This is a genomic window from Lentzea sp. NPDC102401, assembly GCF_044765805.1.
Lineage (GTDB): Bacteria > Actinomycetota > Actinomycetes > Mycobacteriales > Pseudonocardiaceae > Lentzea > Lentzea sokolovensis.
Genome location: NZ_JBIWKS010000018.1, coordinates 134,614 through 147,364 on the forward strand (window position 1 = coordinate 134,614; position 12,751 = coordinate 147,364).

Annotated in this window: 12 protein-coding genes; 8 read left to right on the forward strand and 4 right to left on the reverse strand. The window is 68.3% G+C overall.

What is annotated here, in order from left to right:
* Positions 1–186: 186 nt before the first annotated feature.
* From ACIRG5_RS42980 to ACIRG5_RS42990, 3 genes are all read right to left on the reverse strand, one after another.
* A complete protein-coding gene (locus ACIRG5_RS42980; protein ID WP_402916290.1) occupies positions 187–852 on the reverse strand; it encodes an HAD family hydrolase in 666 nt (221 codons plus the stop codon).
* A 22-nt stretch (positions 853–874) separates the two neighbouring features.
* Positions 875–2,173: a wax ester/triacylglycerol synthase family O-acyltransferase gene (locus ACIRG5_RS42985; protein WP_402916292.1), complete on the reverse strand. Its 1,299-nt coding sequence runs from the start codon at positions 2,171–2,173 to the stop codon at positions 875–877.
* Between the two features lie 61 nt (positions 2,174–2,234).
* Complete coding sequence (locus ACIRG5_RS42990; protein WP_402916294.1) at positions 2,235–3,131, reverse strand: anti-sigma factor RsbA family regulatory protein; 897 nt, start codon at positions 3,129–3,131, stop codon at positions 2,235–2,237.
* Positions 3,132–3,313: 182 nt separating this feature from the next.
* Between ACIRG5_RS42990 and ACIRG5_RS42995 the strand changes: the two genes are divergently transcribed.
* A complete protein-coding gene (locus ACIRG5_RS42995; protein WP_402916296.1) occupies positions 3,314–4,048 on the forward strand; it encodes an alpha/beta fold hydrolase in 735 nt (244 codons plus the stop codon).
* Positions 4,049–4,056: 8 nt separating this feature from the next.
* Here ACIRG5_RS42995 and ACIRG5_RS43000 read toward each other — a convergent pair whose 3' ends face one another.
* Complete coding sequence (locus tag ACIRG5_RS43000) at positions 4,057–4,596, reverse strand: MOSC domain-containing protein (protein WP_402916298.1); 540 nt, start codon at positions 4,594–4,596, stop codon at positions 4,057–4,059.
* 264 nt (positions 4,597–4,860) lie between these two features.
* Here ACIRG5_RS43000 and ACIRG5_RS43005 point away from each other — a divergent pair, with 264 nt between their 5' ends.
* The 7 genes from ACIRG5_RS43005 (at position 4,861) to ACIRG5_RS43035 (ending at position 12,621) form a co-directional block, all read left to right on the forward strand.
* Positions 4,861–5,856, forward strand: coding sequence for a LacI family DNA-binding transcriptional regulator (locus ACIRG5_RS43005; RefSeq protein WP_319981349.1), 996 nt, complete (start codon positions 4,861–4,863; stop codon positions 5,854–5,856).
* Between the two features lie 115 nt (positions 5,857–5,971).
* Positions 5,972–7,615 (forward strand): ABC transporter substrate-binding protein, encoded by a 1,644-nt coding sequence (locus tag ACIRG5_RS43010; protein WP_402916300.1) that lies wholly within the window; start codon positions 5,972–5,974, stop codon positions 7,613–7,615.
* A 2-nt stretch (positions 7,616–7,617) separates the two neighbouring features.
* On the forward strand, positions 7,618–8,523 hold the full coding sequence (locus ACIRG5_RS43015; protein ID WP_402916302.1) for an ABC transporter ATP-binding protein: 906 nt from the start codon (positions 7,618–7,620) through the stop codon (positions 8,521–8,523).
* Complete coding sequence (locus ACIRG5_RS43020) at positions 8,520–9,500, forward strand: ABC transporter permease (protein ID WP_402916304.1); 981 nt, start codon at positions 8,520–8,522, stop codon at positions 9,498–9,500. The genes ACIRG5_RS43015 and ACIRG5_RS43020 overlap by 4 nt, the downstream gene beginning before the upstream one ends.
* Positions 9,501–9,507: 7 nt before the next feature.
* Positions 9,508–10,326, forward strand: coding sequence for an ABC transporter permease (locus ACIRG5_RS43025; protein ID WP_093604263.1), 819 nt, complete (start codon positions 9,508–9,510; stop codon positions 10,324–10,326).
* Entirely contained in the window at positions 10,323–11,279 is a 957-nt protein-coding gene (locus ACIRG5_RS43030) for an ABC transporter ATP-binding protein (RefSeq protein WP_402916306.1), read from the forward strand. Before ACIRG5_RS43025 ends, ACIRG5_RS43030 begins: the two co-directional genes overlap by 4 nt.
* Before the next feature lies 1 nt (position 11,280).
* Positions 11,281–12,621, forward strand: a complete 1,341-nt coding sequence (locus ACIRG5_RS43035) for a GH1 family beta-glucosidase (RefSeq protein ID WP_402916380.1) — start codon at positions 11,281–11,283, stop codon at positions 12,619–12,621.
* Positions 12,622–12,751 lie beyond the last annotated feature (130 nt).

Here is a 12,751-nt window from a genome sequence, read left to right on the forward strand (position 1 = left end):
GGGGGGGGGGGGGGGGCGGGCGCGGGGGGCGGGGGGCGGGGGGGGGGCCCCCCCCCCGGCGGGGGGCGCCCCCCCCCCCCCCCGCCCCCCCCCCCCCCCCGCCCACGAGACGACGAAGAAGAACAAGGAGAAGAAGAACCGCAAGAACTCCTCGGCGGCGCCCACTCCGTCGCAGGAACCTCTGCCCTAGGCGTTCGGGTCGCTCACCACGGCGAACGGCAGGTCTGCCAGTTCCGCCCGCAGCGTGTCGAGGTCCGCGTACACCGCCGAGGCCCCGCGATCGACCAGTTCGTCCTCGCCGAACCCGCCGGTGAGCAGCCCGATCGACGGCAGGCCTGCCCGTGCGGCGGCCTCGCAGTCCCACACCGAGTCGCCCACGACGACCGCGCGTTCGCCCTGGACCTCGCGCAGCGCCACCTCGATCAGGTCCGGCGCGGGCTTGCTGTCGTCGACGTCGTCGGAGGTCGTCCACGCGACGTCGCCGGGGTCGAGCAGCTTCAGGTAGTGCTCGATGTGCTTGCTCTTGCCTGAACTGGCGAGCACCACGGCCAGTCCCAGGTCGGTGGCGGCCCTGACCAGGCGGTGCGCGCCCTCCAGGGGCTGGATCTCGTCGAGCATGGTGTCGAAGTGGCGTTCCCACGCGGCGCGCAGCTCGTCGCCGTGGTCCTGCTCGACCTTGTCGCCCGCCACGGCCGCGACGAGCTTGTCGCCGCCCATGCCGATCGCGCGATGCACTCGCCAGCCGGGCACGGTGACGTCGACTTCGCGGAACGCGCGCAGCCACGCCACCGTGTGGTGGTAATTGGTGTCGACCAGGGTTCCGTCCACGTCGAGGACCAGGGTGTTGCTCATGAAAGCAGGTTTGCCCGTGCGTCTACCTCGGCAAACCCACCAGCTCGCGAGTCTCCTGCAAAGCGACGAGTTCTCGGCGCAGCACTCCGTCGAGCCATTGCGCGTCCGACATCCACGACTGGTTCGTGTTGAGGCAGACGTGCACGGAATTGCGGTACACCGACAGCGCGATGCCGACGGCGTGACCGGGTGCGACCGGCGCCACCGGGTACATCTCGCACAACGCGGCGCCGTCCAGGGCGAGCGGCACGGACGGCAGCGGCACCGAGGTGACCAGCGTGTCGAACAGCAGGGGAGCGCAGCGGCCCATCACCGGCGCGGCCAGGCGGTGCACCAGCGGCGGCACCTTGTCGGCGAGCAACGGCAGCGCGCCGGCGCCTCGGTCGGGACCGGCGGCCTTCGCGGACTCCATCTGCGCGCGGATGTTCCGCAGGCGTTGCGCCGGGTCCGTCTCGCCGACCGGCAGCGCGACCAGGAAACCGGAGATCTGGTTGCCCGAGGCGCCGTCGCCGGAGCGTGAGCGCTGGTTAACCGGGATGAGGGCGCGCACGACCGAGTCGGGGCCCGCGCTGCCGTGCGCGGAAAGCCAGTGCCGCAACGCACCCGTGACCAGGGCGAGCAGCACGTCGTTCACCGTGCCGCCGTGCGCGCGCCGGATTCGGTGCACGTCCGCGAGATCCAGGCGCGACATCACCACGCGGCGTGGGCGGGTGGACGCGGTGAGCACCGGCGAGTTCAGCGTCGGCGGGCGCGTGTTCATCAGCACCGAGGAGGCGATGTCGAAGGTGTCCTTGATCCCGCGCAGCGACGGGAGCGAGGGGATGAACGACTTCGCCACCTGCGCCGGAGCGTCCGGAATGGACAGCCGCGACGGGTCGAAGAGCTGAATTCCCAGGCCAACGGCCTTCATGCCGTCGCACAGCGAGTGGTGCAGCTTCGCGACGACGGCGAACCTGCCGCCCGCGAGGCCGGTGATGACGTGCAACTCCCACGGCGGGCGCGCGAGGTCGAGCGGCTGCGCCATGAGGTGCGACGCCAGGGTGGCGAACCGATCGCGGCCGCGCACGTGGTGCGTGAAGACGTGGTCCTCCGGCACGAAACCGGGGTCCTCCACCCAGCGCGCGCCGCCGAACATCGAGGTGCGGGCGCGCTGGCGCAGGCGCGGAATCTCTTGCGCCCGTTCGCACAGCACGGCGGCGATGCGGGCCGGATGCACCGGAGTGGACGGTGCGAAGGTTGCCACCGCGCCGAGGTGCAACGGGTGGCTGTCGCCTTCCATTGCGAGGAAAGCGATGTCAAGGGGGGAGAGGTGGTCTGTCATATCCGTGCAAGGAAAACAGGTCCTCGTGTCCTGCGCATTGCGATGAGATGGCGGTGACTCTCTACCGGCCCAAGTACACTCGAACGGTGGTACCGCTGTGACTCGTGTGGGTGCGAACCAGGTCACACAACAGGTTCACCATCACGATTCCGAAGCCGGACAGGCCGGTGAACGACGGTGGGAAGCCGGTGCCTTCGTCGCTCACCTCGCACACCACCAGGTCGCCCTCGCGCCACATCCGCAGCACCCCGCGCCCGGACGCGTGCAGGATGCTGTTCGTCGCGAGCTCGTTCACCGCGAGCATCAGATCCTCGATCTGTTCGCGGCGCAGCCAGTACGCGTGCGCCGACACGAGCTTGCGCATGTGCGCGAGCGTGCCGACGGTGAACGGGTGCTCCTCGGCGTCGGCGGGCGGCAGCGGCAACGGCACGTTGTAGATGTGGGCCAGGCTCTCCGGTTCGGTGTACCACTCGCTCGCCACACGCTGCTCGCCGTCGATCACCACGGGATGGGTGCGCCGCGCGTCCTCCAGCACGTGACCGGGCAACGTCGTCGCGTCGTACGGGCACAGGATGACACCCCGCCTGCCCTCGAACGCCGTGTTGATCAACGCTTCGTGCTGCACGCACGCCGGGTACTCGAGTTCGGTGCGGCCGGGCCAGATCGGTTCGCCGACTATGCGGAAGCGGCGTTGCGTGCTCGCGCTGAACGCCATCAGCACGCCGGGGATGATCCGGCCGGGGTTGCGGCCGGCCTCGGTCATGGCGATGAAGTGCACCTGGTCCGCCGCCTCGCCCAGGCGTGCGCGCAGCAGCGCGATGCTCGCCTCCGGCACCGCCACCAGCACCGGCTCGCCCCTGTCGACACCTTCCGCCACGAATCTGGCCGTACCGGAGAGGAAGGTGTCCTCGTCTCGGTAGAACAGGGCCTCGTGCGCGAACGGAGCAACGGAGTTCATCGGCTTCCCGGTGAGGTCGGTGGCGGCGGCAAGCCACCATTCTGCTCCCCGTAACAGTGTTTCGGCGGGGGCCAGGACGGTGGTTGTCGGCACGCGTGCCGCCGTACGCCGGATTCGTCGTGCGGGCGGGCAAAAGCCCAGGCAGACTCGCGGATGTCGGGGCACAGCGAGGAGGTGACGCCGTGTTGCACCACACTCTGACCGGCCCGCGGGACGCGCCGGTGCTGGTGCTCGGCAACGCGCTCGGCACGACGACCGCACTGTGGCGCGAGTTCTCGCTGCCCTTCCGCCTGCTGCGCTTCGACCACCGCGGCCACGGCGGCAGCGCGCCCGTCGCAGGCTCGTGCACGATCGAAGACCTGGCGCACGACGTCGTGGAACTGTTGGACCACTTGGGACTGCGCCAGGTGTACTACTGCGGCGTGTCCCTCGGCGGCATGGTCGGCATGTGGCTGGCCGCGCACACCGACCGGATCTCCCGGCTCGCACTCGTGTGCACCACCGCCTGGGTGCCGGACAAGGCCAGGTTGGACGAACGGGTCGAACTGCTGCGCGCACACGGGATGGAGTCCGTCGCGGACTCGATCACGTCCCGGTGGTTCACGCCGACGTGCGCGCCGGCCGTCGTCGCGCACTTCCGCGCCGACCTGCTCCAGACCCACCTGCCGTCGTACCTCGCTTGCGTCGAAGCCGTCCGGGACATGGACCTGCGGCCGGATCTGCCGAAGATCGACGTGCCGACCGTCGTGATCGCGGCGGCGCAGGACCACGCGACGCCGACGGAACTCGTCCGGCACATCGCGGACGACCTGCCGGACTCGGAGCTCTACGTCGTCGGGGACGCCGCGCACCTGGCGGTCGTCGAGGCGCCGAGAACGATCTCGGTGATCCTCGACGACCACTTCGGCAACGGCTAGCTAGACGGTCAGACCTTCTCCAGCGGACGGTGCGGGTGCGCTGGCAGTTCGACGCGGATCTCGTCACCGGGGCGGACGACGCCACCGACGAGCACGATCGACATGATCCCCGCGCGCCGGACCAGTTCCCCGTCGGGGCCCTTGCCCACGACCTCCTTGAGCAGCCCCTTGGAGAACCCGTCGATCTGCAGGCACGGGTTGCGCAGCCCGGTCACCTCGACCACGGCCTCGGAACCCAGATGCAGCAACGTTCCGGTGGGCAGACCGAGCAGATCGACGCCCCGCGTGGTGATGTTCTCGCCGATCTGGCCGGGCTCCACGGCGTGACCCTTGTCCCGCAGTTCGTCGAAGAGCTCGGCGTGCATCAGATGCACCTGGCGCAGGTTCGGCTGCGTCGGGTCCTGCGCCATCCGCGACCGGTGTTTGACCGTGACGCCCTGGTGGACGTCGCCCTCGACGCCGAGACCGGCGAGCAGTGTGATGCTCTCCCGTGTCGGCTTTGTGAACGTGTACTCCTCGTTGCGGCTGACCGCTGTCACAACCCCCATGTCCTTGATTGTGCACGATCAGTTGAGACGCAACGAGTACTCCGTTCGGCGGAGGGGAACACGGAAGCAGGAATCGATCAAGGAGTCTCAATTCAGGGCGTCCGACAGCGTCCTACCTGCATCGACGCACCCTGTTGTGGAAACGCTCTCACGAACTTCCGGCAAGACTCTTGACTAATCCTCACGACAGGCTGTTGACTCCGTCACACCTCGTCGGAACCGGTACCGAAACCGGTTTCAGGAGGCGGCGGAAGGAAGTTCGGCATGCGTGTCACGATCGCAGAGGTCGCCCAACGCGCCCAGGTGTCCAAAGCGACCGTGTCACGTGTGCTGAACGGTAAGCCGGACGTGGACGCCTCCACCGCGCAACGAGTTCGCAAGGTCATCGACGAGATCGGCTACGTGCCGAGCGCCCGTGCCGTCGGTCTGGCGCGAGGCCGCACCCGCACCGTCGCGATGCTCGCGCCGTCGCTCACCTGGCCGTGGATGGGCGAGGTGCTGCAGGGCATCGTGGACACTCTCGAAGCCGACGGCTACGGCCTTCTGCTCTACACGCTGAACCGCGGACCCGAGTCGCTCAACCAGTTCGCGAACCACGTGTCCGCCAACGCCTTCGACGGCCTGCTGGTCGTCGAGCCCCCGGACGCCCTGCACTACATCTCCACGCTCTACCGGGCGGGCCTGCCGGTCGTCATGATCGACGACCGCGGCTCGCACCCGGAGTTCCCTTCGGTGACGACGACGAACCGGCAGGGAGGCGCGGATGTCGCGAGGCATCTCGTCGCGGCAGGCCGCCGCAGGTTCGCCGTCGTCACCGGACCACCGCACTTCGGGTGCACTCAGGCGAGGCTGGACGGGTTCCGGCTCGCTTTGGCGGAAGCGGGCCTGACGCTGCACCCGGATCTCGTGGTCGACGGCGACTTCACCACGGAAGGTGGTGAGGTCGCCGTCGACAAGCTCGTCGCGAGTGGAATCCCGTTCGACGCCGTCTTCGCGCAGAACGACCTCTCGGCGGTCGGTGTGCTGCGAGCACTGCGGGAGGCCGGCCGCGTCGTCCCCGACGACGTGTCCGTGGTCGGCTTCGACGACGTCCCGGTCGCGGGACACACCGAACCTCGGCTGACGACGATCCGCCAGCCGGCACAGGAGATGGGTGCCGCCGCCGCGCGGATGCTGCTCTCCACGCTCGAGGGACAGCCGATGCCCGACCACCCGCTGGTGCTGCCGACCTCGTTGATCGTGCGCGAATCCGCGCCCTGACCCACCCTGCTCCACCACAACTGAAACGAACACGCCGGGCCTGCCAAAGGCCTGGCGAGTTCGCCGTACGTATGAGAGAGCGCTCTCATACACCGTCGTATCGGGAGATTCCCCCATGCGCAGAACAGTCATCGTCGCGTTAGCACTGGCGCTCGCGGCGACCGGTTGCTCCTCTGGTGGCGCCACCAAGGCTGCCGGAGTGCTGACCGTGGGCATGCCCAACGGGCCGCTGACAGAGAACCACAACCCGTTCCTGCCCACGTCGGCGGCGGGATCGCTCGGCTACCGCTACCAGATCTACGAGCCGCTCGCGTTCGTGAACAACACGCGCCCGGCTCAGGACCCGGTGCCGTGGCTCGCCACCAAGTGGGACTGGACGCCTGACTACAAGAAGGTCACCTTCACGATCCGGGAGAACGTGAAGTGGTCCGACGGCAAGCCGCTCACGGCCGCTGACGTCGCCTTCTCGTACGAGGTCCTCAAGAAGTGGCCGGCGCTCAACAACCGCGACTCGCTCAAGGTCGAGACCGCGACCGCGACGCCGGACAACAAGGTCGAGGTGTCGTTCGCGAGCCCGCAGTTCGTGAACCGCAACAAGGTCATCTCCGCGATGGTGATTCCGCAGCACATCTGGAGCACCGTCCCCGACCCGACGACCTACACGAACCCGAAGCCCGTCGGCACCGGTCCGTACGAGCTGAAGTCCTTCACCTCGCAGACCGTCACGATCGCGCGGCGGGCCGAGTACTGGCAGGAACTGCCCAAGGTTCCGGAGATCCAGTACACCTCGTACAACGACAACACGGCGCAGACCACCGCGCTGGCGTCGGGCGCGAGCCAGTGGTCGTACGTCTTCATCCCGGACTACCAGAAGCTCTACGTCGACAAGGACCCGGCGAACCACAAGCTCTGGTTCCCCGCCGGTCTCGGCATCCACGGTCTGTGGCTGAACACGACGATCGCGCCGTTCGACAACGCCGCGCTGCGCTCCGCGATGAGCGACGTGATCGACCGCGAGGCGATCTTCGTCAAGGGCGAGGCCAAGCTGTTCCCGAAGCTCGAGTCGAAGACCGGCATGCCGTTGCCCGCCGGTGACTCCTTCCTCGCGCCGGAGTACGAGGACGCGAAGTTCAAGATCGACGTCGACGGGGCGAAGCAGAAGCTCACTGCCGCCGGCTTCAAGCTCGAAGGCGACGTGCTCAAGGCTCCGGACGGCAAGCCGGTCACCATCGAGCTCACGAACCCGTCCGGCTGGTCGGACTACCTGACGGTCCTCGACATCATCAAGGGCGACCTGAAGAAGATCGGCATCGAGGCGACCGTGCGCACGCAGACCGCGGACGCGTGGACGACCGACTTCGCCAACGGCGCGTTCCAGGGCTCGCTGCGCTGGACCAACACCGGTGCGACGCCGTACGAGATGTACCAGAACATCATGGACGCCGCGGAGATCAAGCCGGTCGGGCAGACCGCGGCGGTGAACTTCGGGCGCTACAACAACCCCGAGGCGACCGCGGCGCTGACCGAGTACGCGAACGCGACCGACGACCCGGCGCGGGCCAAGGCCCTCGCGGTGCTGCAGAAGATCATGGTCGAGCAGGTGCCGATGATCCCGACCTCCGCCGGTCCGATCGGTGCGGAGTACAGCACGAAGAACTGGGTCGGCTGGCCGTCCGAGGAGGACCCGTACGGTCCGCCGCAGGCCACGTTGCCCAACGCCCTGCAGATCGTCATGAAGCTGAAGCCCGCGGGGTCCTAACGATGAATGAAGTCGCGCTTGAAGCGAAGGGTCTGGTCAAGACCTACAAGCGCGTGCGCGCGGTGCAGGACGTCTCCATCGTCCTGCGCCGCGGGCGCGTGACCGCCCTCGTCGGCGAATCCGGGTCGGGCAAGTCGACGGTGGCGAAGCTGCTCGCGCGGCTCGTGGAACCCACCTCCGGCGAGATCCTGCTGGACGGAGAGAAGGTGCGAAGGGTCCGGGAGTACCGGCGCAAGGTCCAGATGGTGTTCCAGGACCCCTTCGCTTCCCTCAACCCGATCCACACGATCCGCTACCACCTGACCCGGCCGCTGAAGATCCACAAGCAGTCGGAGACGGTCGAGGAACTGCTGGAGCGGGTGAACCTGCCTGCCGACTTCGCCGCGCGGTACCCGCACGAGCTGTCGGGCGGTCAGCGGCAGCGCGTCGCGATCGCACGCGCGCTCGCGGCCAACCCCGAGGTGCTGCTCGCCGACGAGCCGGTGTCCATGCTGGACGTCTCCATCCGGCTCGGCGTGCTGAACCTGTTGCTGGACCTGAAGGACCGGCTCAAGCTCGCGGTCCTCTACATCACGCACGACATCGCGTCGGCGCGCTACTTCGCGGACGAGACGTTCGTGATGTACGGCGGGCAGATCGTCGAGGGCGGCGAGAGCGAGTCCGTGACGCAGCGGCCGGCCCATCCGTACACGCAGCTGCTGATCGAGTCGGCGCCCGACCCGGAACGGTCGGTGCTCGCGCTGGACGCGCCGCTGGAGGAGGTCACGCAGATCTCCACCGGCTGCCAGTTCGCGGCGCGCTGCCCGAAGGTGCAGGACCGTTGCTGGACCCAGGCGCCGGCCCGCACCGAGGTCGACTCCTACGGGCACTGGGCGGCCTGCTGGTTGTACGCGGAGGCGGCGGCATGACCTTCCTGCTGCGCCGTGCGCTGTTCTACCTGGTCACCCTCTGGGCGGCGATCACGGTGAACTTCCTGCTGCCGCGTTTCCTTCCCGGCGACCCGGTGCAGGCGATGATCACCAAGCTCGGCGGCCGGTTGAACAGCGACGCGATGGCGTCGCTGTACATCCTCTTCGGGCTCGACGACAACAAGTCGATCTGGGAGCAGTACGTCGACTACTGGGGATCGCTCGCGCGGGGCGATCTCGGGCTGTCGTTCACGTTCTTCCCGACGCCGGTCGCCGACGTGCTCGCGCAGTCGATGCCGTGGACGCTCGGGCTGGTCGGCGTCACGACGGTCATCGCGTTCCTGCTCGGCACCCTGCTGGGTGTCTACGCGGGGTGGAAGCGCGGATCGTGGATGGACAACCTCATCCCGGTCACGACGTTCCTGTCGTCGATCCCGTACTTCTGGCTCGGGCTGATCGCGATCTCGCTGTTCTCCGTGACGTGGCCGCTGTTCCCGGCGTCCGGCGGCTACGCGCCGGGGCTGGTGCCGGAGTTCTCCGGCGAGTTCATCGGCAGCGTGCTGGAGCACGCCGTGCTGCCCGGCGTCACGATCATCGTGAGCTCGGTGGCCGGCTGGATCCTCGGCATGCGCAACATGATGGTGACCGTGACGGCGGAGGACTACGTGCTCGTCGCGCGGGCCAAGGGACTCACCCAGAAGCGGATCATGTTCGCTTACGCGGCGCGCAACGCCGTGCTGCCGTCGATCTCCGGTTTCGCGCTGTCGCTGGGTTTCATCGTCGGCGGCGCCCTGCTGGTCGAGATGGTGTTCTCCTACCCGGGCCTCGGCTACGTGCTGTTCCAGGGCATCGGCGCGAAGGACTACCCGTTGATGCAGGGAGTGTTCCTGGTGATCACACTGGCGGTGCTGGTGGCGAACCTGCTCGCGGACATCGGCTACCTGCTGCTGGACCCGCGCACGCGGTGGGAGGGCTGAGACTCCGATGAACTTCAAGACCAAGCTGGGACTCGGCATTCTGGCCTTCTTCACGCTGATCGCGGTGATCGGCGAGTGGATCGCTCCGTACGACCCGTCCGCGATGAGCGACGACCTGCTGTCGCCGCCGTCGGGCGCGCACTGGTTCGGCACGACCATGACCGGGCAGGACATCTTCTCCCAGGTGCTCGTGGGCACCAGGGGAGTGATGGTCGTCGGGCTGGTGTGCGGTGTGCTGGCCACGTTCCTGTCGATCCTCGTCGGCGTGACCGCCGGGTTCCTCGGTGGCGCGGCCGACGAGGCGTTGTCCATGCTGTCCAACGTCTTCCTGGTGATCCCGGCGCTGCCGCTGATCATCATCGTGGCCTCGATGCTGCCATCGGCGGACACGGTCCTGATCGCCGGGGTGATCAGCCTGACGGCGTGGGCGTGGGGCGCCCGGATCCTGCGGGCGCAGACGATGTCGTTGCGGCGCAGGGACTTCGTGGAGGCCGCGCGAGCGTCCGGTGAACGGACCTGGCGCATCATCGTGTTCGAGGTGCTGCCCAACCTGCTGGCGGTGATCGGCTCCGGCTTCGTCGGCACGGTGATCTTCGCGGTCATGCTGCAGATCACCCTGTCGTTCGTCGGCGTGATCTCGCTGTCGACCTGGAACTGGGGCACGATCCTGTTCTGGGCGCAGAGCAACCAGGCGCTCGGCCTGGGCGCGTGGTGGTGGTTCGTCCCCGCCGGGCTGTGCATCGCGTTGCTGGGCACGGCACTGGCTCTGATCAACTTCGGGATCGACGAGTACGCGAATCCCCGCCTGCGGAAGGTGCGCGCATGAGCCCGGTGCTGGAGATCCGCGATCTCTCGGTCGACTACGGCAACCTGCGAGCCGTGCACAACGTCTCGCTGACGCTGAACGCGGGCGAGGTGCTCGGCCTCGCGGGGGAGAGCGGCAGCGGCAAGTCCACTTTGGCCTACGCCGCGACCAGGCTGCTTCAGCCACCGGGCCACGTTCCGTCAGGCGAGGTGCTGTTCAAGGGCAAGGACCTGCTGTCGCTGAGCGACAAGGAACTGCAGGTGCTGCGCTGGAGTGAGATCTCGATCGTCTTCCAGGGCGCGATGAACGCCCTGAACCCGGTCATCTCGGTCGCAACGCAGCTCGACGACGTGCTGCGCACCCACCGCCCGGAGATGAAGCGGCCTGCCCGCACCGCCCGCTCCCGTGAACTGCTGGGACTGGTGGGCATCCCTGTCGACCGGCTGGGTGCGTACCCGCACCAGCTCTCCGGCGGCATGCGGCAGCGCGTGATGATCACGATGGCGCTCGCGCTGGAACCCGAGATCGTGATCATGGACGAGCCGACGACCGCGCTGGACGTGGTGGTGCAACGGCAGATCCTCGGTCAGATGATGCGGCTGCGCGAGACGCTCGGCTTCTCGGTCGTCTTCATCACCCACGACATCTCGCTGCTGGTCGAGTTCTCGGACCGCATCGCGATCATGTACGGCGGGCGGGTGGTCGAGGAGGCTCCGGCGGACGAGATCTACCGCGCCGCCAAGCACCCGTACAGCCAGGGCCTGCTGGGGTCGTTCCCGGCGTTGCGCGGCCCTCGTCGTGAGCTGAAGGGCATTCCCGGTTCGCCGCCGGACCTGCGCTCGATGCCGTCGGGCTGCCCGTTCCACCCGCGCTGCCCGTCCGCGATGGACGTCTGCGGGGAGCGGATGCCGTCACTGGAGTCCGTGGAGGAACGCCGTCGCGTGGCGTGCTGGCTGGAGGACGCGCGTGTCTGATGTGACTGCTTCTGATCCTCTTGGAGGGCTGCCCGCGGACTTCTTCTGGGGCGTCGCGACGTCGGCGTACCAGATCGAGGGCGCGTACGACGAGGACGGCCGGACACTGTCCATTTGGGACACGTTCTCCCGCCGCCCCGGTGCCGTCTTCAACGGCGAGAACGGCGACGTGGCGTGCGATCACTACCACCGCATGCCGTCCGACGTGGCGATGATCGCGCGCCTGGGCGTGGACAAGTACCGCTTCTCCGTGTCGTGGCCGCGCATCCAGCCCGGCGGCCGCGGCCCGGTGAACGCCAAGGGCATCGACTTCTACTCCCGGCTCGTCGACGAACTGCTGGGCAAGGGCGTCGACCCGTGGCTGACGCTCTACCACTGGGACCTGCCGCAGGAACTGGAGGACGCGGGCGGCTGGCCGCACCGCGACACGGCGTACCGCTTCGCCGAGTTCGCGGGCCTGGTGCACGACGCGCTGGGCGACCGCGTGCCGACGTGGACGACGCTGAACGAGCCGTGGTGCTCGGCCGTGCTCGGCTACGACACCGGCAGGCACGCGCCGGGCCGCAAGAACTTCGCCGAGGCCATGCGCGCGACCCATCACCTGCTTCTGGCGCACGGCCTTGCCGCACAGGAGCTTCGGACGCGTGGCGTGGCGTCGCTGGGCATCACGCTGAACATGGGCACCCACACGGCAGCCTCGGACGACCCGCGCGACGTGGACGCGGCCCGGCGCGCGGACGGCCTCGGCACGCGCATCTACATGGATCCGTTGGTGCACGGGCGTTATCCCGAGGACGTGCTGGTCGACATCGCCGCGCGCGGCGCCGGGATCCCGGTCCGTCCCGGTGACATGGAGATCATCTCGACGCCGCTGGACGTCTTCGGCGTGAACTACTACACCTCGCACGTCCACAAGGCGACCGACGACCCGTCCGTGTCCGAGGTGGTGCCGCAGGGCCGTCCGGTCACCGCGATGGACTGGGAGATCGTTCCCGAGGGCTTCACGGCACTGCTGGTCCGCCTGCACCAGGACTACGGCGTGCCGATGGTGATCACCGAGAACGGCGCGGCCTTCGACGACCTCGACGTCGAGGACGGCTACGTCGCCGACACCGACCGCGTCGAGTACCTGAAGTCGCACATCGCCGCCGTGGCGGAGGCCGTGCGCGCTGGTGCGGACGTGCGCGGCTACCTCGCGTGGTCGCTGATGGACAACTTCGAGTGGGGCTACGGCTACGCCAAGCGGTTCGGCATCGTCCGCGTCGACTACGAGACGCAGGAACGCACGCTGAAGCGGAGCGCGCAGTGGTTCCGCGACCTGATCGTCCGATCGCGAGCGTAATCCCAGCTCAGTCCAGTCTCCGGCCCGGTCGTTGTGGAATCTCTGCGCCCCCACAGCGACCGGGCCGGTTCCATTTCGCCGCTTGAACCCCGATCCAGCGGCGTAGATCACGTCCGAATGCACTAGCTAA